At 67.1% G+C, this 20,535-nt stretch carries 17 protein-coding genes; 4 read left to right on the forward strand and 13 right to left on the reverse strand.

The annotated features are described in order from the left end of the window. The first annotated feature begins 11 nt into the window (after positions 1-11). Complete coding sequence (locus AOZ06_RS59670; RefSeq protein WP_054288898.1) at positions 12-203, forward strand: hypothetical protein; 192 nt, start codon at positions 12-14, stop codon at positions 201-203. Between the two features lie 362 nt (positions 204-565). Further along, positions 566-1,159: a hypothetical protein gene (locus AOZ06_RS08295; RefSeq protein ID WP_157232910.1), complete on the forward strand. Its 594-nt coding sequence runs from the start codon at positions 566-568 to the stop codon at positions 1,157-1,159. 1,686 nt (positions 1,160-2,845) lie between these two features. Here AOZ06_RS08295 and AOZ06_RS08300 read toward each other — a convergent pair. The 5 genes from AOZ06_RS08300 to AOZ06_RS59680 all read right to left on the reverse strand — a co-directional run bounded on the left by AOZ06_RS08300 (position 2,846) and on the right by AOZ06_RS59680 (position 5,904). After that, complete coding sequence (locus AOZ06_RS08300) at positions 2,846-3,031, reverse strand: hypothetical protein (RefSeq protein ID WP_157232911.1); 186 nt, start codon at positions 3,029-3,031, stop codon at positions 2,846-2,848. Between the two features lie 132 nt (positions 3,032-3,163). Further along, positions 3,164-4,348 (reverse strand): tyrosine-type recombinase/integrase, encoded by a 1,185-nt coding sequence (locus AOZ06_RS08305; protein WP_054288901.1) that lies wholly within the window; start codon positions 4,346-4,348, stop codon positions 3,164-3,166. A gap of 131 nt (positions 4,349-4,479) precedes the next feature. Then, on the reverse strand, positions 4,480-4,812 hold the full coding sequence (locus AOZ06_RS61630) for a helix-turn-helix domain-containing protein (RefSeq protein WP_335338369.1): 333 nt from the start codon (positions 4,810-4,812) through the stop codon (positions 4,480-4,482). 359 nt (positions 4,813-5,171) lie between these two features. Then, complete coding sequence (locus AOZ06_RS59675; RefSeq protein ID WP_225953169.1) at positions 5,172-5,429, reverse strand: recombinase family protein; 258 nt, start codon at positions 5,427-5,429, stop codon at positions 5,172-5,174. 16 nt (positions 5,430-5,445) lie between these two features. Then, positions 5,446-5,904: a hypothetical protein gene (locus tag AOZ06_RS59680; RefSeq protein WP_236952132.1), complete on the reverse strand. Its 459-nt coding sequence runs from the start codon at positions 5,902-5,904 to the stop codon at positions 5,446-5,448. Positions 5,905-6,464: 560 nt separating this feature from the next. On the opposite strand from AOZ06_RS59680, the gene AOZ06_RS08315 reads away from it, so the two are divergent. Then, on the forward strand, positions 6,465-6,983 hold the full coding sequence (locus tag AOZ06_RS08315; protein WP_157232913.1) for a hypothetical protein: 519 nt from the start codon (positions 6,465-6,467) through the stop codon (positions 6,981-6,983). 55 nt (positions 6,984-7,038) lie between these two features. Here AOZ06_RS08315 and AOZ06_RS08320 read toward each other — a convergent pair whose 3' ends face one another. The 3 genes from AOZ06_RS08320 to AOZ06_RS08330 all read right to left on the reverse strand — a co-directional run bounded on the left by AOZ06_RS08320 (position 7,039) and on the right by AOZ06_RS08330 (position 10,661). After that, positions 7,039-9,243, reverse strand: coding sequence for a tyrosine-type recombinase/integrase (locus tag AOZ06_RS08320; protein ID WP_083471571.1), 2,205 nt, complete (start codon positions 9,241-9,243; stop codon positions 7,039-7,041). After that, entirely contained in the window at positions 9,237-9,872 is a 636-nt protein-coding gene (locus AOZ06_RS58760) for a tyrosine-type recombinase/integrase (RefSeq protein WP_218921952.1), read from the reverse strand. Before AOZ06_RS58760 ends, AOZ06_RS08320 begins: the two co-directional genes overlap by 7 nt. Before the next feature lie 369 nt (positions 9,873-10,241). Continuing rightward, on the reverse strand, positions 10,242-10,661 hold the full coding sequence (locus AOZ06_RS08330; RefSeq protein ID WP_218921953.1) for a hypothetical protein: 420 nt from the start codon (positions 10,659-10,661) through the stop codon (positions 10,242-10,244). A gap of 33 nt (positions 10,662-10,694) precedes the next feature. Between AOZ06_RS08330 and AOZ06_RS08335 the strand changes: the two genes are divergently transcribed. Beyond that, the gene (locus tag AOZ06_RS08335; protein WP_054288905.1) at positions 10,695-12,602 is read left to right on the forward strand and encodes a S9 family peptidase; all 1,908 of its coding nucleotides are present in this window, start codon (positions 10,695-10,697) and stop codon (positions 12,600-12,602) included. A 32-nt stretch (positions 12,603-12,634) separates the two neighbouring features. On the opposite strand, the gene AOZ06_RS08340 is transcribed toward AOZ06_RS08335, so the two are convergent. From AOZ06_RS08340 to AOZ06_RS08360, 5 genes are read right to left on the reverse strand one after another with little or no spacing between them, the layout of a single operon-like run. After that, positions 12,635-15,100 carry a tyrosine-type recombinase/integrase gene (locus AOZ06_RS08340; RefSeq protein WP_218921954.1) on the reverse strand — a complete coding sequence of 822 codons (2,466 nt, stop codon included), beginning with the start codon at positions 15,098-15,100 and terminating at the stop codon, positions 12,635-12,637. Continuing rightward, complete coding sequence (locus AOZ06_RS59685; RefSeq protein WP_225953171.1) at positions 15,093-16,694, reverse strand: tyrosine-type recombinase/integrase; 1,602 nt, start codon at positions 16,692-16,694, stop codon at positions 15,093-15,095. The genes AOZ06_RS08340 and AOZ06_RS59685 overlap by 8 nt, the downstream gene beginning before the upstream one ends. Continuing rightward, positions 16,691-18,169, reverse strand: coding sequence for a DNA cytosine methyltransferase (locus tag AOZ06_RS08350; protein WP_225953172.1), 1,479 nt, complete (start codon positions 18,167-18,169; stop codon positions 16,691-16,693). The genes AOZ06_RS59685 and AOZ06_RS08350 overlap by 4 nt, the downstream gene beginning before the upstream one ends. After that, positions 18,166-19,362 carry a TRM11 family SAM-dependent methyltransferase gene (locus tag AOZ06_RS08355; protein ID WP_054288907.1) on the reverse strand — a complete coding sequence of 399 codons (1,197 nt, stop codon included), beginning with the start codon at positions 19,360-19,362 and terminating at the stop codon, positions 18,166-18,168. Before AOZ06_RS08355 ends, AOZ06_RS08350 begins: the two co-directional genes overlap by 4 nt. Beyond that, a complete protein-coding gene (locus tag AOZ06_RS08360) occupies positions 19,359-20,435 on the reverse strand; it encodes a hypothetical protein (RefSeq protein WP_054288908.1) in 1,077 nt (358 codons plus the stop codon). Before AOZ06_RS08360 ends, AOZ06_RS08355 begins: the two co-directional genes overlap by 4 nt. Positions 20,436-20,535: the final 100 nt, after the last annotated feature.

The following is a 20,535-nucleotide window of genomic DNA, read 5'->3' on the forward strand; positions in this document are numbered from 1 at the left end:
CGACGACCCGGTTGCCGAGTTTCGACTCTGTCGAGGTCCGCCACCCGCCCGGCGAACCGGACCTCATCCGACCGGACAAGCCGGTGCGCAACAAGACCGGCCGCCGGATCGACGCGGTGCCCACAGCCGCGATGGCCGTCTCCGGCTGGCGGCTGCGCGGCCAGAAGGTTACGAAGTCCGGATGCATGGTGGTAGCGGGTTAGTCCGGGCCGCCATACCCGCAGGGGCACAGGGTGATCTGTATCCAGAGCCGAGCCAAAATATGGCTGGGATTTAACTCCCATTTATGTAGAGTCCAGGTCAACCACAAAGCGATAGGGCTGTGAAGGTGCAGCCTCGCCCAACATCGCCCCGATGGGCGAACGGGGCTTGACAGAAGATGAGGGGCGCCACCATGTCGGAAGAGATGCTCACGGGAGCCGATCTAGACCCATATAGGTGCCCTGCGCTGACTGCATGCTGGTGGTGCGGCAGTTCTGGACCTCTCACCCATGAACACAAGTTCAAGAAGAGCGATCTTGTCCGAATGTGGGAGCCTGGTGGAGGTCTCGTGTGGGGAGACTCCGTGGACCTTCGTCGCATCCGGAGCGCGCGCAAGTCTCGTGAGGTCCGATTCGATCCCGGTATGTGCGGTCCCTGCAACAACGATCGCAGTCAGCCTTTTGACCGAGCCTACGAGGCTTTTTCCAACTATGTCTGGGATCATCCCGAATTGAGCCAACAGGCGAGCCTTGACATGTCAGCGGTCTACGGTCTCGATTGGCCCCGGCAGGTCCGGAATCTGGCCCGGTACTTCGCCAAGCACATCGGCAGCCGAATAGCTCATGACCGGTTTCCTGTTCCCCCTTCCCTCGGCAGGTTTCTCGACGGTGCACATTATGCGCACGACGTGCAGATGGTGCTTTTCAAGAGTGATCCGCACTACCAGATGTACCTTCAGGCACGACGTGACGGGCTCGATGGCCGGGGTCTGTGGATGGAGCCAGCCCTCGGTATGGTCAGCACCTCCACGCAAAGGCTGACGAGGTATTCCAGCAGTCTGATCATCAACTTCGTAGGTGTTTTCTACCGTTGGAACCTACTCCTTGACCCGTTGGATCCTTTCTACAACTACCAAGGTGCGCTACTTCATTGGCGACACGACTTGCCAGTGACATGAGGACGATCCTCAAGTCGTTGCGCGGCGATGAAGGCGTCAGCGGGCAGGCGCATGTCCATCATGCCCGAACTCGAGAACGTCCACGGCAACGCACCGGATCCGCACCGGCCGTGACTGCCTGCCCGCGCTGAACGACCACCTTGGACTCGTTGTAGCCCTGCTGGGCAGCAGCCGCGCCACCGCAGAAGAGTGGGCCTCCTATGGCCACTACACCAACGCACCCAACGACCGCATCATGTTCAACCAGGACATCTGCATCCACCTCAGAGACGCACTCACCATATGGAGCAACGCCAGAACCGGGACCTACACGCCACTGATCCAGTAGGCCGTGCAGTTCTCCGTCTTGGCGCCTGCCGTCCGGGTTCAGTTGGTAGATCGCGTCAATGGCAAGCTTTGTCACGCCAACAGCCGGAATGGCATGCCCAAATAGGATCCACCGAGAGTGAGGTGACGAACAAACCGCCAAACGCGGCGCCCTCCGTACGCACGGGGCCATCACCTCCGAGTCAGTCCTCCCTATCATCGCCTCCTGTAAGGTCAGCGAGCGTCGGCTGACGGATCGCGGATGCCGTCATGCCCCAGGCGGAGCCCCGCTTCCACGCCATGTCGAGATTCGTTTCAACGGCACGCTTTTCGCGTTCCATGGTTTCTACATGCCTTGGAGCTGGGCATATCGCCGTCTGACCGGTACTGCCATTTGTGGTCATTCCTTCAGCCTCCCCCTTCGCGGCATAGACCAGTTTCCGCCGTCCGGTGACGTGCGAGGACACAAACTTTCGGGCGACTGACACGCCAACGTGCGTAGCCTTCGGCGGTGCTATCCACAGCGCCGGGTTGTCCACAGATCGTGCCGCCGCAGGTTTGCAGGCGCCGGGCTAAACCCCGAATCATCGGGACACATCACCGAGGGGAGCGGATCAACGTGACGTAGGCGTCTGGTAACTTTGGACTTCGCCGTTGACCGCCAACAACGGTCACCACAAACCCGAGGGAATTCGGCACTTGGTTCTGTCGCACGAAGCAGGACCGTCCGAGAAGTGCCGGACAGCAGGGTTGCAGTTCCGCGTACGCGTGGCATGACCTGACAGGTGTCTGACTCGGGCCGGTCGCCGGACAGGTGTGCTGACGTGTGGCCGTTCTTGGACAGGCATCCGTGGATCACGGTTGCTGTCATAGCCGCCCTGCTGATCTTTCTGTACGCGTTGGCGCGGTTGATCCTCTCGAATCGAGAGCCCGGGGAACCCACCCGTGTAACCCTGCTGTGGCTGCTCAGGTTCGAGCTTCGTGGCAAGACTGAACCAGTCAAGCCGACTCCAAAGCGCAGGTGGCGTCGCGGGGCAGCCACCATTTCGGCGAAGAAATCGCAGTTCAGGCGCTCGCCAAACTCACCGAGGCGGTGAAGCGCGTCCCGCGCTGACCCTTGACCACTTCATGGACCGGCTGTTCGTCCGTCCTGGGGTCCATCACAATCAGGTGGCATTCGGCCCGACCGGGGACCACGTACGTTCGACCCGGGCAAACCGGAGCTTGAGCAGCCACACACGTGAGAATGGCCGGCATGCCCACAAGACGGGTGAAACATGAAACTTGTCCGCGAACCAGCGCGGCAGCAGCCGTCGGTGTGTCGCTATTAGTCTTTTCTGGCGGTCACTAGCGGCCGGCGCAGCCACTTCGCCTACTCGATCACGATGGCGTCGCCTGGGCTTCGTTGTCCGCGCCGATCACGTCGAGCACGACAGCCCGCAGAGTCGGGAGAACGCGCGTCTCCATCGCTTGCTCAGTCGCCTCACACACTGCCTTGTCAACCCGCTGCATCACGGTCGCCGGGTCGAGGGTGCCGCCCGAGACTGTCGCCGTGAGCGCGTTCACCGCCGCAAGCACAGTGCGCCGCCTTCAACCGGCTGGCGTTGTCGTCCGGAGGAGCGGGCGGAAGTCGCTGGAGCTGAGAGGGTAAAAGTAGCCGTGCCGCCCTGTAAGAGGCGACACGTGGTTGATCGGGAGTTAGGCGGCTGTGCGCCATGTGGTGTCGACTTCGTTGGGACGTAGGGCGTTGAGGGCTTCGTCCCAGCGGGTGGTCAGTGCGGCTATGAGGCGTTGTTCGACTTCGGCGGCGACGTGGGAGTAGGTTTCTTGGATCTTGTCGGGGAGTTTGTGGCCGAGGCGTCGGGATTGGGCGATGTCGGGGATGCCGTCGGCGATGAGCCAGGTTTTGTGGCTGTGGCGTAGTCCGTGGAACACGAGGCCGGGTTTGATTGGCTGGGTGCGTACTCGTGGGCGGGTGACGTCGAGGTTGCCGTCGGCGGCGGGGCGCATGGCGCGGCGGGAGAAGTTGCTGCGGCGCTGGAGTTCGACGTCGGTGGTGACGAAGACGTGGTCGTGGTCGTGGGTGTCGAGGTAGAGCTTGAGTAGTGGGATGAGGAAGTCGGGCAGGGTGATGGTGCGGGCGGATTCCGGGGTTTTGGGTGGGCCGAGCCAGAGTTTGCCGGAGTTGGATTCGTGCAGTGCTCCGATGTCGGGGTCGATGACGAGTGTGGCGTCGTCGAGGTGGAGGTTGGGTCGTTGGAGTCCGGTGAGTTCTCCCCAGCGTGCTCCGGTCCAGGCTGCGGTCAGGATGAGGATCGCGGCGTCGTGTCCGTAGTAGGCGGCGGCTTGGTCGGCGATCTGGAGTACCTCGTGTGGTGTGGCCCAGACCTTCTCGCGGGTGCGGGTTCGGGATGCCTTTCCGCGGTGTCGGGATCGGATGGGGTTGGTGGGGATGAGTTGGTCGTCGGCGGCGTCGGACAGGATGAGTGACAGCAGTTTCATGGTGTCGGACGCGGTGACGGGTGCGAGGCCGTTGTGGCGGAGTGTTTTGGCCCAGGCGCGGGCCTTGCTGTTGGTGATGTGGGTGAGGGGGGTGTCTTGCCAGCGGGGCAGGATGTGGTTTTTGAGTTTGCTGCGGTAGTTCTCTTCGGTGCGTTCCCCTACGTCCAGGGCGTCAAGCCAGTCTTGGTCGACGTATGTGCCGAGGGTGGTTCGTCCTGCAGCAGGGTCGATCCAGGTCTCGCTGCGTTGTTGGGCTTCGATGTCGGCGGCGGCGTCGTCGGCGGCTTTCTTGGTGGGGAAGCCGGGGATGGATGCGATGCCGTCGTCGGTTTCGTAGCGCACCCGCCAGGTGTGTTTCCCGCTTTTCTCGACCCAGGCCATGATTGTTCCTCTCTTGGTGGTGTGGGGGTCACGGGTGTGACGGGTGTATGGACGCTCCGTTCGTCGAAGAGGGCAAGCGATTCCTGCCGAAACTTCTGTGCGGGCAAGAGAATTGTCGGTGTTGGCAAGTGTTAACGGCGTTGCCGTCTGACGCTGGTACGTCGATCTTGGTGGCCGGTGTCGGCGATCTGTCGCAGATCGGCGGTGGAGAACCGGAGATGTTTGCCGACGAAGGTGCAGGGGATCAGTCGCTGGCCAGCTTTGCGGCGTAGCCAGGACTCTTTCACTGTGAGGATTTCGGCGGCTTCGCCAGGTGTGTGCAACTGTGGCAGTTCGTCGGGTGCGTTGTCGCGATGGCCAGGTGGGCGCGCGGAATTCTTGCGATGTCGAGGTCGGCTGACTTCGTTGCTGTCGGTGCTGTCATTGTCACCCTGGTGGGTGGCGGTTCGGCGACTAGCACGCATGGCTTGTCCTTCCGGGTGAGGCGTCACGTGGTCGGTGGGAAGGTGACCGGTCGGAACGCTGTTGTGGGCGTGCTGGCCTTATGCGGCCGGACGTTGGGCGCCGTGCTTGCGTGGTGTGCGGGGCTGGCACCCCTGGGTGAAGGTGCTCTCGTTGGCGTGCGTGCGCGGTGTGGGTCGTCAGTGTGGTGTGAGGGTTGACGATTGCGGGCGCGGGCCGGGTGGGAATCGTGGAGCGCACGAGGACTCGCTCGATGTGGGCTGCGGTGTGTGGCCTTCCTGCCGGATTTCCTCGTCCACTTCCTGTTGCAGCGCGGTGATGACCTTGATCGTCAGCCCGTCTGGATGGTGGTTCGCGGCCATTACGCGGCCTGCCGTTGATCGGTCGGCAGCGCATTCGCGGAGAAGTCGTTGGCCCCGGCCGAGGCTGGGACACCCCGGGAGCGGTGGTCGGCGGCGGTGAACTCGTTGGCGGTGACCAGTGGCGGGTGTGCCCACACCTCCGACCAGACCCAGTCGGCTCGCGGAGTCGTTTTTCCGTGGTGGGTGCGTCCCCAGACCTGGCGGCCGGTGTATTTCGGGTTGCGCAGGATCGCCCGCACAATCGCGACCGTCCACATGCCTGGCTCACCCGTCTTAGGGTGCAACGGCGCGGGGTAGCGGGACGCGGTGACGGATCTCCCTGGTGGACAAGCGATCCTCGCCTCTCCACAGGAAGATCATCCGCACGGTGGACGCTTCGACTGGTTCGATCAGCAGCCGGGTGCGCCAGCGCGGTCGCCGGCCCGCCGGAGTGATCCGGATCCGCTGGGCTCGATAGCCGTAGGGCACGTCTCCGGTGTTGAAACCGGCGCGCACCAGTTCCTCGGACGCGGTGCGGGCCGCGGCGAGGTTCGCGGCGTGGTAGTCGCGCAAGACGTGCTGCCGGACACGCCGTGACGGCGTGGCCTTGCCTGTCTCCGGCTCCGTCACTGAACCGAGCAGTCGGGAGCCCATCGCCTTGAGACGCTGCCCGAAGGTCTGGTGATCGGCGGTCACAGTCCAATGCGGAGTAGGGTCGCCGGACTGATTCTGCGCGGTGGTGTTCGAGGGCATGGCGGTTCTCCAATCCCGTGAAGAGGGCGGGCTATGCCGCAGGCGAGTTCTGGGTGTGAGCTGCCGTCTGGCCTTGGGCCTGGCGTGGGCGCGGTGACACAGGGTGGGTGCGCCCACCCTGTGTTCGCACTCGTGGTTTCTTTGCCGGGCGGGAAAGTCGGTCGCCAGGAGCGGTTGTGGCCGGGTGCGCGTCCGCACGCTCTGCGGTGACTGGCGCGCCGGATCGGCATGACCACGGCGAACAGCCGTCCGGGTCGTCCTCCTCCACCGGACTCGTGGAGACCAGCCGCAGGTGACGTTTGCCGGGAACGGGTGGATCGAGGTCGACTTCGTCGAGCGGCCGACAAGCCCGGTGCAGGAAGTACTGCCCGCGCAACTCCTGGCCCTGCTTAGTGGCGTGCGGGTAGCCGTCGCGGATTGCCTTGTCGAACTCGACCGCCTCGGCCCACCCGTCGGGGTCGTGGTCGCGGATCCAGCGCCAGCCCGCGTTGCCGTGGAACGGGCAAGTTATTGCGAATATCCGGTAACAATCACGGCAACCGAGCGCTTCAATGGAGCTCGTGGACAACCTGCCTGATGGGGTGCGCGAACGCGTGTTGCGGCTCAACGCCGACCTGCTTGTGGACCTGCTCAGACCTGATGAGGCGGTCTGGCTGGCCTGCGATCTGCTCGTCGCCGGTGTTGAGACCCCTACCTTGCTCGAGTTGGCCGGCGAATCGCCCACCCGATTGACTTCCGCCGACGCGGTGCCACTTGTTCGGCAGGTGCTCGCCGAACTCGGCGTCGAGCCGATTGACGCGTCGCAAGCTCCCTGGGTCGTTGCCCGCGACATCGCCCGCCAGATGATCGCCGGCAGTCTGTTGCCCGAAGACGGAGCGCGTTCGCTGTGGGGCCTGTGGTGGTCTTGCGACACCGCGCAGGAGATCGGCCTGATGCTCCAACCTTTGGAAGCTTGGGATGAAACGTTGCCAGCGCACCGCGACGACGAGACGATCCGGGCTGAGATGCGGGATCTTGCCGAAGGGATCGTCCACGCCGCCAACTTGCGGCTTGCGACTGGTGGGGTGATCGAGTCATGACCGCGCTGCGGTGTCCCGAAGGCGTCGTTGCGGCTGCTGGTTTCATCACTAGTGATCATTCGGGCCTCCCGAAGATGCTGTCCTGAACCGAGGTCAGGGCAACGAAGGCACGGTCGCTGCCGAGCTGTTCCGGTGTCGGACCGGCGGGCGTGGGGACGTTGGCAAGGCGTTCGGCCAGTGCGGCAAGCGCGGCACGGTCGCCTTCGAGGGCGGCGCGTTCGTCATCGGTGAGGGTGAGGCGTTCCAGCATCTGATCGACACCGTCCTTGACTTCGAGCAGGCGCCCGGTACTGGATTCCTTGGGCAGGTAGAACGGACAGCGCGCGCAGGCCAGCCGGTGCTGACATTTGGCGAAGAAGTCGTAGGTGCAGTACCCGTCGCCGAGGTCGTAGTACTTCCACGGCTGCTCGCCGCCGGTCGCGGCGCCGGACAGAATGGATTCCCGGTCGATGAGCACCTGGATGGTGCGCACGTTGCGAGCGAAGTAGTCGGCCTTGCGGTAAGCGGCGGTGAGCCTGCGCTGCAGGATCGCCGCGTAGTGCCGCGTGCTGGAGAAGTGCTTGTGCCCCAACCATTCTTTGAGGTCCGCGATGGACAGTGGTTCGGGTGCGTTGAGCAGTTGGGTGGCGATGGTGGAGCGAGCACGGTGGCTGGTCAGCGCGCCGCGGGAGTCCGTTTCCGGGATGCCCGCTTTGCGGCAGAGCGCGGGCAGCACGGTCTCGTTGAGATAGGCCCGACCGATCTGTGCACCACGAACGCAGAACAGGAACTCGCGATGCTCGCCGGTCTTGCGATCCACGATCTTCGGCTGTGGCGGGCGAACATGCTTCCACGCGTCGATCAACTGTCCGACGATCGGGTCGACCGGCTTGGTGAACGGCCGGGAGGTCTTGTTCTGCGGCACGCGTAACAAGCAGATCGGGAACGTCTCGCCGGTCTTGTCGTCGCGGCCCTCATCGCGTTCGATGCAGTCGACGTCGAGGCGGCGGATCTCATCGATGCGGCACCCGGCGAACAGCCAGACGCCGACCAGGGCGCGGACCATCTCGATCGGGTAGTACAGGCGCCGGTGCTCCGCAGCTGCCCTCGCCTTGGGTGTGCCGTACTCGTTGAGGTCCTCGCTGTTGAGAGTGAGTCCGGCGGCCATCAGCTTGGCCCAGGAGACCTCGTCGATGATCCGCGGGTTCGGCCCGATCTGGGCGCGTACCGACAGCGGCCCGGCGAGAACCTTGCGTGGGTCGAACGTGGACGTGATCCACTCCCAGTCGATCAGATCGCAGAAGAACGCGCGCAGGCTGTCGATGCGTTGCACCTTGCCCGCCGCGCTGAGCGGCTGCCCCTTCTTGGTGGTGTTGCGGTTGTGCCCGGCCCATTGCCCGTGCACGGCGTGCAGGGTGTCGGCGACGTACTCGGCGGCGATGTCACGGGTCCAGAGCGGGGGTTCCAGCGCCTCGGGGTGTTTCTCCGCGGCCCAACGCCCGGCGATGAGGATCACCGAGAACATCCCGCGGATCGTGCCGGGCTCGTGGGTGGACAGCGTCCGCCACCGCTGCGCCCAGGCCAGCCAGCTCGGTGGCACTGTGGACAGGGTGTCCGGTCGTGGCCCGCGCTGGGGGTCGGTGTTGTTCAGCGGGCCGGTGATGATGCCCTTGTGCGCCAGCACTCGAGACACCTTGAACAGTCCGCTGCGCCGCCCGCCTTGGGGGTATCGCTCGGCCAGAGCACGGATTTGCGGCTCGATGATCTTGTCCAGGCGTGCCGTGCCGGCCACCAGCAGCAGGTCGCTCAACGCCGCCGGGATGTGGCCGGTGACGGTGTGCTTGGAGGCGTCCCACGACCGCAGCGTGTCGACCACCTCGGTAATAGCGGCCTGCACGGCGTCGCGGCCGAAGACGAGCTCCGCCAACGGAACGGGCGAGACCGTGACCTCGTGGTGCAACCGGTGATGCCCCAGCAGGTTGGCGAACGCGACGATCAGGCTGCGGCGGCCCTTCTCGCTGCCCTGGCCGGCTTCCGTGGCGAAGGTGATCCACGTGTGCTCGTCCCACGCCCAGAACGGTTGCTGTTGGTCGTGGATCCGGCGCAGCAGTGCGGCGCGAAGCCTGTTCCGTGCTGGCTCCGGCCAGTGCCCGGTGGTCTGCTCGATCGGTGCGATCAGTCGCTGCAGCGTCTTCGTCCGCGATGTACCCAGTCTGGGACGGCACCCCTCATAGGTGTCGGTGAGCGCCTGCCGTTCGGCATCGGTGAGTGGGTTCACCATGCCTCCACCAGCGCGGCGAGTCGGCGTTCGCGGTCGGCGTGCAGCGAGCAGGTGGCTTTGTGCAGCTTGGCGGCCAGCTCTCGGCCGGACAGGTGGATGTACTTCAACGTTGTGGACAGGTCGCGGTGACCGGCGTACTGCGCGATCTCGTCGATGCTCCAACCGGCCCGAGCCAGGTCGGTCAGGCGCAGGTGACGAAAGGTATGTGTGGACAGCTGTGGCGCCTCGGCCCGCGTCGCGATCCCGGTGACGATCTTCGACCAGCTCGAAGGGCCAAGCTGGTCGCCGCGGTTGCGACGGGACTCGCTGAGGAACAGCGCGCCGTCGACCCGTCCGAACCGCTCGCCCCGTTGCCGCAGGTAGGCCACCAGCAGTTGCGCGGACGTGGTGCCGAACGACACCTCGCGAGCGCGCTTGGACTTGGTCGTCTCGGCCCGTAGATGGATCAATGACCACGCTGGCTCCAGGTCACCTGGCTCCAGGGACACCAGTTCCTCCCGGCGTAGCGCACCGTCATAGGCGAAGGTCACCATCAGCCGGTTGCGTACCGGCTCCTGCTCGCACGCCCGCAAGATGCGATCCCACACGTGCTCGTTGGGAATCCACGGCGCCTTCTCCACTCGCCGCACCAGGCCCTGCTTCGGCCGGCCTCCTCGACGGCTGGACTGTCCACGCCGGACCGGGTTGCGTTCCCGGATTCCCCCCTCCACAAGGAAGTCGTAGAAAGGTCGAACCCCAACGATCCGTACCTGGATGGTCGAGTTGGCCAACCCCGCTCCGCCGTTCGGATTGGGCCGCTGGTGCATGTCACCGATCCACGCCGCAACGATGTCAGGGCGGGCCGTCTCCGGAGTGGTACCGATCGTCAGGCAGAACGCGAAGTGGTCGTTTACCGCTCGCCCGTAGGCGTCCACCGTGTTCCACGCTCGCCCAATGTTGGCCGTGAATTGCAGCCACCGCCGAGCTTCGGGGTGCTGCTCTACCAGGGGATAGCGCTCCTAGCGCACTGTGATCATGAGTAGGCAACGTAGCCAGCTCAGATTCCACATAAGGCACCCGACGCAGGCACTTTTCACCGTCTCGCCGAACCCGCGCTCGGCGAGATAGTCCGCACATCGCGTGCGGTCCCAGCCGAGCTCGATCAGGGGGAACACGTTGCGCAGGTAGCGCACGCCGGAGTCTTTGGCGCGGGTGAATTCGTCGGTGCTGATGCCGATGGCCTGCTCGACGTACACCCCGCGCGGCACCCGTCGCGGGTGCGGGTAGCCGAGCAGTTCGCGTGCTGCTTTCTTCAGCGGCGAGATCTTGTACTCGCTAGTACTTATCTGCACCTCGACTGGCCGGGCGCGTCGGGGTGTTGCACCGTTGGTGCGGCTGCACGCTTCGGCCGAGTGTGCCAAGCGCAGTGACTCGTCCACGTGGTGCGCTGTGGACGTCGGCACACTGATCACATGACAGGTTTGACCGCTGAACTCGTGGTCGAGGGTCGTGTCCCGCAGATACCGGCTCTCGCTCCGAACGGGCATCTGCTCTGCTACGTTCTTGCCCCCATCAGCCGGATCGGTGACCACCTCGACACCGCACTCTGGCTGGCTGACATCAACGGCGACGGTGTGTGGAGTCGGGTGACCGCCGACACCGCGACGGAGTCCCGACCCCGCTGGTCCGTGGACTCGCGTACGCTGTACTTCCTGTCCGACCGCGCTGAGCGTGGCACTCCGCAGCTGCACCGGTTCACCCCAGCCGACGGCGTGGTGATCGCCGTGACCAGCTGGTACGCCGGCATCGTCGACCACCTGCCGCTCGCCGATTCCAACCTGATCGCGCTGCTCGCCGAGGACGAGCCCACCGAGCAGGACACGCGCCGCGCCCAGGACCGTGACGACGCCATCGTCGTCGGCGAACGCGAACCCCGTGCCCGGCTGCGCCTGCTCGACCTGCGCACCGGCCAGGTCACCACCCCGCGCGTGTTCGGCGGCCGGCACGTCGTGGAACTGCGGCAACGACCCGACGGCGGTCCGCTCGCCGTGCTCACCCGGGCCAGCGCCGACAAGGACTACGGCCCCCGCACAGGCCAGCTGCACCTGTTCGACCCCGCCACAGGGACCGCGGAAGACCTCGGATCGGTCGAGGTCGACGCGCACTCCCTGGCCTGGTGGCAGGCTGAAGACGGTTGGCACCTCGGTTACGTCGCCCTCACCCCACCGGTCCTCCACGCCGGCACCGCCGTGTTCGACCTGGCCATGAGCAGCCGCATCCGACGCAACCGCACCGCCGACCTGCCGATGTGCCCCCTCGAACTGTGCCAGACCGACGCCGCCCCCTTGGTGGTGTTTGCCAAAGGCCTGAACACGACCCTGGCCCGGCTCGACCCCGACGGTCCCACGCCACTGTCGCAGCACTCCGGCCATCTCGACGCCCTCACCACCACCCCCGCGGGCACGACAATCGCGGCACTGACCGGCACCCGTGACCAACCCACGAACGTCTGTGTTGGGCCACCGACCGGGCCGCTGCGGAAGATCACGGACACCCGTCCCGAACTGGACGGCATCGCATTCGGTATCCAGCGACCGCTGGCCTATCGAGCCGCCGACGGCCTCGATCTGGACGGTCTGCTCGTTCTGCCGGTCGGGAAGTCCGCCTCGGACGGCCCGTTCCCAATGGTCACGGTCGTGCACGGAGGCCCCGACGACCGGTACGCCGATCGTCTGCAGTTGTTCTCGTTCCACAGTGCACAGCCACAATGGCTGGCCACCGCCGGATACGCGGTGTTCCTGCCCAACCCGCGCGGCGGCCAGGGCCACGGCCACGAGTTCGCGGCCAGCGTCGCGGGCAGGGTCGGCCGGGAGGAATGGACCGACATCCTGACCGGAATCGACCTGCTCATCGCCGAGGGCATCGCCGACCCCGACCGACTGGGCATCGCCGGCGGCAGCCACGGCGGATTCATGGCCGCCTGGGCGATCGGGCAGACAAACCGGTTTCGCGCCGCGCTGGTCAACGCGGGTATCACCGACTGGGGGATGCAAGCCGCGACCGGAGAGCTCGGCCAGCTCGACGGCGCGCTGAGCGGCAGCATCGGATGGGAGGGGATCGGCCCACACCCGCACGACGCGGTCAGCCCGGTCTCCTTTGCCAGCCGCGTCCGCACCCCGGTGCTCATCCTGCACGGCGCCGAGGACACCAACGTCCCCCTCGGCCAAGCCGTGTACTTTCACCGGGCACTGCGCTACTTCGGGGCCGTGCACGAGTTCGTGATCTATCCCAGGGAGGGCCACTCGATCCGGGAACGCAACCACCAACTCGACGTCCTGCGTCGCACCCGTGCTTGGTTCGACCGCTGGCTCCAGCCCTGACCGAGGACGCCTGGTTCTTGAGGACGTGCGGCTCATTCGTTCGCCTCCTTGAAAGTTGGGATGCCGAGGCTGACGACCGGTCGCCGGAGCCGGCGTTGAGTGTCATCGCGTTTGGCTCGTAAGAAGGTGAGGGTCATGTCGATGCCTTCGATTTCGCCGGCCCAGTTCTCTGCTTCGGCACGGGTGCGGCGGTCGAGCAGGTCGGCTTCGAGTTCGTCAAGCCGGGTAAGCATCTTGGGGTTGACGTGCAGCATCGGGCAACGGATGCAGGCGTGTTCGTGCTGGCAAGGCGTGCCGTAGGGGCGTCCGCAGGAGCCCAGTTCGACTTTGCGCTTGTCGAAGTGCTCGTCGAACTCAGCCCACTCCTCGCTGGTGGCCTCGCGGTATTCCTCGATCGGCCGGAGCTCACGGCGGTGGTCTAGGAAAGCGACATAGTGACGGACGATGTCCTCGTCGAACACGGCGACATAGCCGCGGGTGGTCTGGATGTTGAGATGCCCGAGCAGGGCTGCGCCGATGTGGATCGGCAGGCCGCTGTTAACCAGCTCAGTGGCGAAGATCCGGCGGAAATCATGCGGTGTGAACCGGGTGGTCCGGAAGCCGGGATGCTGCTCGGCCAGCGCTTCGCAGCGCCGTTTGATCATGTTCAGGACGGTGCCGCCGGAGATGACCCGGTCGGTGGACCCGATCCGGCGCTGGAACAGGAAGGGCAGCTGGGCGCTCCAGACCTTGTCGTGCGGGTCGAACCGGCTCAGCAGCGGGATGCTGCGCCCGGCCTGGGTGTGGCGGCGGATGACCGAGGCGACGACATGAAACAGCTCGGCGCTCATCGGGATGACCCGCTCGCGGTCCGTTTTGGACGGTGCGATCACCAGGAGCGCGATCACTTCTCCGTTGGACCGCTGGTATTGGCGGATGCTGAGGTGGGTCAGCTCGCAAAGTTCCTCAATGCGGACGCCGGAGTGGCGCAGCGTCTCGACGCAGGCCCAGTCCCAGAACGCGGCTTCCTCGTCAGTCTCGATGTGGATGAGCTCGCCGGTGGCTTCGTCGACGACGCGGACAGGGCTCTTACCGCCGGATCTGCGCCGGGTGTGGTGGTCGCTGTTGGTGACCACCCGCTGGTAGACGTGCCCGCCCAGGAGGAACGTCTCGCCTGGCTGGACTTGGCGAGCGTGCTCGAGCAGGGTGCGCGCTGTGTCGTAGCGTTCCTCGACGTGCTGGACCAGTAGCGGCAGCAAGGGCTGGCGTTGACGAGTCCGGTCGGCGGAGCGCTCGTTGATCCGGCGGCGTCGTTTGCCCAGGCCCCGAATCTCGCTCGGAGGCACCGGGCAGGGCGCGACCCAGTGCGCCCAGCGTTCGGGCTCGTCGCTGGCCCAGGTGTGCAGGTCGTAGTAGAAGCTGCGGACGCAGATCACGATGCCGTCGACACCAGCTCGTGGTTTGCCGGCGTTCTTGCCGTCCTCGCGGGTGCTGATCATGTGCCGCCAGGTCGCGTAGACCTCCGGGTCGATGCGCAGGTCCGCCTGGTCGGGGTTGATCCGTTCGATCTTCTCCCAGAAGTGGTAGGCGATCTCCAGGACCATGTGGGAGATGGAGGCGTAGTCGGTGTCGGCGGAACGGCGGGTGAAGTAGTCGATGAGCAGTTGCCGCACCGCGTGGTTGCGGATCGGATAGCGGTCGACGAGTTGCTCGACGCTCAGCTGACCGCGGGCCAGCGCCGCGCGCATCGTGGACGGTGTCTCGGGCGGGAAGTGGCCCATCTGGTGCAGGATGTTCCAGGCCGACAGACCGGCGAACCGGTTGGCGTCCTTCTTCCCGGGACGGAGGATCGCGCGGGCGCGGCGGGTCTCGTGGCCGTAGTGCAGCAACGCGGCCGGGGTGAGATCAGCGAGGCTGACGCCCTGAACAGTGAGCAGGCAACACACGTCGAATAGGGCTTCCCGACGGTGCGCCCACGATATGTCGGACGCGGCGACTTGCTCGGCGAACTTCTCCAGCAGCGGATCCCCCTGGGCCGCAACGAAGAACTGTCCGTACTCGTGGAACGAGTTCCTCCGAAAGGCCAGCAGGGAAGGCTGGATCACCCGCAGGCAGAACAGGGATCGCAGACCGCGCCCGACGGCGAAGCCCCCGTCGCGCGACGTGCCGAGGATGCTGATCTCGGCCTCACCGCGGCCCAAGGGACTGGCGTCCCACCGCTGCTGCCAGGTCTGGCCCGGGAAGTCGGTCAGGTAGGCGAGGATGATCTCTGCCGCCTGGCCGCGGTGCTGACAGCTGACCGGCGCGCCTTCCCACGCGGTGATCACGAGCTGGACGATGCGGTCGATGGGCGCGGTTGCGAGTTCGCCGACTGGTCGCGGAGGTGTCGACGCGGTCGCCGGTCGGGGCTCGATCTTGCCGGACACGAAGCGGCTGGCGAATCCCAGCTCCTCGACCATCGGGCCGTGCCGGTGCCGACGGCTCAGACCGGTCGTAGTGCTGGTCTGTGATTTAGGCACCGAACACCGCCTCGATGTCGGCGGCGGCGTAACCCGTCGGGAAGTGGGTCTGTGGTTTCGGGCGGCTGTAGTGCTCGGTGAGTTTGTCGAACAGCTCCTCCACCCCGACCGACAGGTAGCGGCTGGTGGTCTGGATGTTGGCGTGCCGCAGGATGGCCTGGACCTCCGCCAGGGTGAGCGTCCCGCTGTTGGCCATCCGGGTCGCCGCAGTGTGCCGGGCATCGTGCCAGGTCCAATTTGTGCCCAGAACGGCGTTGGCGCGCTGCAAGATCCGCCGCAGCGCCCAGTACGTCAGCGGCCGATCCTCGCCGCGTCGGGTGCGCCAGATCGACTCACCGGGGGCAGGTGTGCCGATCTCGTCGAAGTAGAGCGCGAGCCGGACGAACGCCTGCGGCGACGCCGGGATCGCCTCCCGCACGCGGGTGCCCTTGGACACCACGTAGATCTGACGGCCGGCCCAGTCCAGGTCCTCCGGCGTCACGCCCAGCAACTCGGCGGCGCGGGCGCCGCTGGAGACGAAGAACTCCAGCAACGCGCGATCGCGCTCGCAGCCCATCGCGTCGAACAACTCCTGCCACAACCGGTCCGGGATCGCCCGCGGTGGCCGCAGCGCCACCCGCTGCCGCAACCGTGCCCTGCCGACTACCGGCTTGGGTTCCAGCGGGCTCAGGTGTGCCAGCGCGCGTCGGCGCTGCGGCGAGGACGGCACCGGGTTCACGACCGGGCCGCGACCGTGATGGCCGTGGTACTCGTAGAAACCGCTCACCGAGGACAGGGCGTGGTTGATCGTCGTGCGCGCGTAACCAGCCGCCAGCGTCGGCTTGCCGGTCCGTGGATTGATCGCGCCGGGCCGACCGGTGGTCGGCGTGTTCCGTCGGCGCTGCGGGTTCGGCGCGGTGCGTAGCCAGCCAACCAGCACAGCGACCTCGGCCTCGGTCGCCTTCTCCCAGGCCAAACCGAGCAGCCACAGCAGCCGGAACCACCGCAGCAACCCGAACGCATAACTACGGCCAGTCAGCGGACTTCCGTCTCCCAGGGCCAAATCCCGCAGGTACTCGGTGACGTCGACGATCTCAACGCCCGCTGGGTCGAGCACGACGAACGGTGGGTGGACACGCTCCACTTTGATGACTGATCCCACTCGGGGCACGGACGCACGGCCTTCCATGAGCTGACGGCGAAGGTCCACTGGCTTCTCCTTGATCACGACGCGAAGCGCCATGATCAACCAGCGGGAGATGGTGCAGATAACTGAGCATTGCCTGCGTGCCAAGCCTCGGCTGCCGTCGGGGTTGAGTACGTGCAGTGGCATCGACACGAAGCGGTGGGCCGGGTCGAGCGCGTCGTCGCGGATGTTGCCCGCGGACACCGTGCGGACCGGGATGCCGAACTGCGCGGCGTGCTTCCGGAGCCGGGTGAGGTTCTCGTACACCGCCTTCGGTTCCCAGCCGGTGTCGGCGAACAGCGCGACGTCGAAGCGCGGAATCATTCCCTCGCAGGCCAGCAGCAACACGGCGCTGCTCTGGATGCCTGCGCCGAGGCTCAAGCACCGCATGGCCGGTTGGGAATCCGGGGTGGACGCTGGGCTGGTCATGCCGCGCTCGCTTCCTGTCCGTCGCTGAGGCGCTCGACGGACGTGCCGATATCGGTCGCCCGAAGGAGCGCGGTGAGGTCGGCCAGCAGCAGCTCGACGGCGTAGGTGGCCTGTTGTGGGACGACGCCGTTGCCCAACGCGCGCAGTTGCGCGGTGCGCGGCAAAGGCAGGTCGGTCACCCAGCCCGGCTCCAAGCCCTGCAGCCATTCCACGAAGGAGGGTGCGAGCACAGGGCGGCCGTGGCGACCTGGTTGGGTGGGCTGCGGCGCGGCGCGTCCGAGCACTTGTTCCCAGCGCCGTACAGCTGCGGTGTAGATGCCCCAGCGCACCGCGTCCTGCACCGTCATGGTGTCCCAATCAGGCGGCGCGGCGACGCCTACGGGTTGGGCTTGTCCTGGGTGATCAGGCGAATTACCGCCGACGGCAGCATCAGGTCGCCCTTCGACCCGCGCTGCGCCGGACAGCCCTTCGTCCCGTCGGTCGCCCGCGGCGTCGGCAGGAACGCCCCGGATTCCACCTGCGGAAGCATCTGCTGCGACAGCGGCGGCCGGAAACCCGCACTCGCCCGACGCCCCGCCGTGCCGGTGTCTGATGCCATCGGCGTCGGCAGCAGCCGCGCCTGGTCGGGCAGCGATGGCCCACCGCGCTGCGTCCTGTGCGTGCAGTTCTTCGCGTCCGAGGCGGTCGGTGTCGGCAGCAGCCGCAACTGGTCCAGCAGCGACGGACCGCCTTGTCGGCTGGTCGCCGAGATGCCGTTGGAGGAACCGTCGTGCGCGGTCGGAGTCGGCAGCATCTCCGCCTCCGCCGTCGGCGGCACCGGCACGGGGCCAGGCGCACAGGAACACCCGCTCGCGGCGATGTGCCGCGCCGATGTCGGCGGCGCGGACGCTACGCCAGAGCGCGTCATACCCTGCTTCGGCCAGGTCGCCGAGTACACGGTGGAGACCTCCGCCTTTCCAGCGAAGCGCGGCGACGTTCTCCACGACGAGCAGCGCGGGTCGTAGTAGGCGAACGCCCGCCACGATGTCGGTCCACAGTCCACTGCGTGCTCCGTTCTCGATGCCCGCGCGCCGCCCGGCGGCGGAGATGTCCTGGCAGGGAAACCCAGCGGTGAGCACCTCGACCGGTTCCACCGCCGTCCAGTCGATGGCACGCACGTCGCCGAGGTTGGGCACGCCCGGAAGCCGGGCGGCGAGGAGCTGGGCGATGTGCGGGTCGGGGTCGGCGCACCAGGCGATGCGTCCGCCGCCGAGCGTGGCGAGCACGCCGAGATCCAGTCCGAGGTAGCCGGTGCACACCGACCCGACGACCGGTCCAGCGCTCGCGCCGACCGACACGTTCTGCCGTACTTCGTCCGGCACGGTCTGCGCGGTGGCCGCCCGCACCGCCCCCGCCGTCGTCGTGGTGACGGCGACGAGGGCGGGGGCGGAGTCGCGCCCCGACCGGGCTCGGCTGCGGGGTGGCTGGGTGGTCATGCCGCCCAGCTCTCCGACACACCCGGCTCAACCCTCGGGTTCCCGGAGTGCCGTGCCCGATCGGTGAGGAACCGTCGAGAATCCCGGCGGCTTGTGGAAACTCCTGAACCTGCCGAGCGACGCAGGGCTGTGCGGAAAATCAGCACATCCTCGTGGCTGATGAGGTGCAGCGGCAGACCGGCTTCGCGCTGTTTGCGGATGAAGTCGCGCTGGAAGAAGCTGCCGCGCGCGACGAGGTCGGTCTCGGCGGCGCGCGCCAGCAGCGCGACGCAACGTTCGACCGGGATCATGCCGGCGTGCAGACCGCAGGCCAGGATTTGGGAGGGCAGGTCGATCAGCTCGGCGTGCTCACGCCAGGGCCGGATGGTGATGGCGATGTGCCCGCCCGGCCGCAGGTAGGTGGTGAGCCCGGCGAGGATGCGAGTGAACCCGGCCAGCAGCCGGTGATGCCCGACGTTGGCGAGGTTCCCGCGGTCGAGAGTGTTGCCGTAGCGGTGGTGGTACTTCTGCACCCCCGCGCCCGGCGCGACCGACACCTGCCCGTGCGTAGACGGCCCGTACGGCGGCGAGGTGACTACCAGCGCCGCCTGTGCGACGTACTCCGGCGGAAGCAGCGAGGCGATCTGGCGGGCGTCGCCGTGGAACACCCGGCCCTCGTGCTCCACGCCAGCGTCGTGCGCGAGCGTGAGGTTGGCGCGGGAGACGTCGACCCAGTGCGGCTCGTACTCGATCCCGACCGCGCGGCGCCCGGCGTGCAGTGCTTCGACGAGGGTGGTGCCGATCCCGCACATCGGGTCGAGCACCAGGTCGCCCGGTCGCGTGTAGTGGGCGATCGCGTGCGCGGCGACGGCGGGGAGCATCTTGGCCGGGTGCGCGGTCGACTCGGCGACATAGCGGTCCTTGCGCTGTGTCGCGGGGGCGGTCTGTGCGGTGGTCCACACCGACACCGCCACGTCCCCCGCAGAGCCGTCGTTAGCGCCCTCGGGTGGCGTGCCTGTGGTGCCGTCGAGGTCGTCGATGACGGCGCGCGGGACACGCTGGGTCGGTCCGTCCACCGGGTGCTCCGCGTGGGTCCGGTCCGGGGTGACAGCGGTGTCGGACAGGGCGCGGGGGAAGGGGTTGTCGGCCACGGTCGTGCCTTCCTGGCGGTGGTGTCCGGGCTGGGCGGGGTTCGCTATCGGAGCGACGGTCATCGGATGACTCCGCTCTCGAGCGCCGCGTCCGCCGGGCTTAGGTGAGGCGGTTCGTGGTCGTGTGGCTGGGCGAAGACCAGGACGTCGGAGTGGATGCGCCGATGGGGTTCGGGCAGCCCGCGCACGGCCGCGCGGTGCCGAGTGCGCGCCTCGTTCTCGGCGTCCGGACCGCCGGGTTCGGCGAGGGATTCGGCGGCGAACCGGCCGCCGCGCACCGGCGCGTGCAGTGCCACGATGTGCTGGAGGTAGAGCAGGTCGGCGTTCTGCGCGGAGGCCACGACCGCCCCGGTCGGGTCGATCAGCTCACCGGCGGGCCAGTCACAGTGGGTGAGCACGGCGAGGATCCCGCCGACCCGCAGCAGCCGGGCCGCGACCAACGCGACGAGGTCGCTGGTCGGGTTGCCGCCGTGCTCGGGACGCAGGCTGGTGATGATCAGGTCCGTGTCCGCCGGAGTGTCCTCGGCCCCGTCGAAAAGCCCGTCGCCGACGCCCGAACTCGACGGCGGGTTGATGGTCACGGCGGAGTGGTCGGGGTCGCCGACGAGGTCGGCCCAGAACGGTCGGGCCGTCGGACCGATGGCGGTCGGGTCGGCCGTGACGCGCACCACGCGGCCGGTCCGGTCGAGACCCTCGACGGCGGCGAGCGCGTCGGCCAGCGCGTGGTCTGGCTCGGTTGCCGGGGCGCGGTCGATCACTCCGTCCGCGCCGACCGGAGCCAGTCGTGCGTGGCCGTCTTCGGTGGGCCAGGGCAGGAGTGCGACCCTGCTGCCGGGCTTGCTGAACGAGCTGACGATCGTGCTGACGATCGGTTGCGGCCAGGCCGTGCCGAGGTCGATCGGAGCCGGGCCGACTGTCCAGACCGTCGCCGGAGTCGGCGTCGCGGCTGACCCGCGTGCCCGTGAGCGGGTACTCGCGGAACCGGGCTTGGCGGGACTGACCCTGGTGGTGGTCGACGCGGTGGGGTAGGGGCGGCGGTCGCCGCCCCGGCGTCCACCCGGGCGGGCGCTCGCGGGGTGCGTGGGGTCGCCGCGTCGCGCCGGGCTGCGGCGCTGGGGGTCTTTGGACGGGGGCATGGAATCCTCGCAAAGCCTCGGATGTAGCGCCGCAATGCATGGCGCCGTACATCCTTCTATTCCGAAAAACGACTGCGGTTTTCCCGGCTGGTTATCAAAT

It is taken from the genome of Kibdelosporangium phytohabitans (genome assembly GCF_001302585.1).
Classification (GTDB): domain Bacteria; phylum Actinomycetota; class Actinomycetes; order Mycobacteriales; family Pseudonocardiaceae; genus Kibdelosporangium; species Kibdelosporangium phytohabitans.

What these genes read in the sequence shown, in the direction of transcription:
- AOZ06_RS59680 (WP_236952132.1), bottom strand. Translation starts at nt 5,904, where the DNA reads ATGCCCTCGAACACCACCGCGCAGAATCAGTCCGGCGACCCTACTCCG.
- AOZ06_RS59675 (WP_225953169.1), bottom strand. Translation starts at nt 5,429, where the DNA reads ATGTGGACGGTCGCGATTGTGCGGGCGATCCTGCGCAACCCGAAATAC.
- AOZ06_RS08305 (WP_054288901.1), bottom strand. Translation starts at nt 4,348, where the DNA reads ATGGCCTGGGTCGAGAAAAGCGGGAAACACACCTGGCGGGTGCGCTAC.
- AOZ06_RS08360 (WP_054288908.1), bottom strand. Translation starts at nt 20,435, where the DNA reads ATGCCCCCGTCCAAAGACCCCCAGCGCCGCAGCCCGGCGCGACGCGGC.
- AOZ06_RS08350 (WP_225953172.1), bottom strand. Translation starts at nt 18,169, where the DNA reads ATGACCACCCAGCCACCCCGCAGCCGAGCCCGGTCGGGGCGCGACTCC.
- AOZ06_RS08355 (WP_054288907.1), bottom strand. Translation starts at nt 19,362, where the DNA reads ATGACCGTCGCTCCGATAGCGAACCCCGCCCAGCCCGGACACCACCGC.
- AOZ06_RS61630 (WP_335338369.1), bottom strand. Translation starts at nt 4,812, where the DNA reads ATGCGTGCTAGTCGCCGAACCGCCACCCACCAGGGTGACAATGACAGC.
- AOZ06_RS08335 (WP_054288905.1), top strand. Translation starts at nt 10,695, where the DNA reads ATGACAGGTTTGACCGCTGAACTCGTGGTCGAGGGTCGTGTCCCGCAG.
- AOZ06_RS59685 (WP_225953171.1), bottom strand. Translation starts at nt 16,694, where the DNA reads ATGACCAGCCCAGCGTCCACCCCGGATTCCCAACCGGCCATGCGGTGC.
- AOZ06_RS08320 (WP_083471571.1), bottom strand. Translation starts at nt 9,243, where the DNA reads ATGGTGAACCCACTCACCGATGCCGAACGGCAGGCGCTCACCGACACC.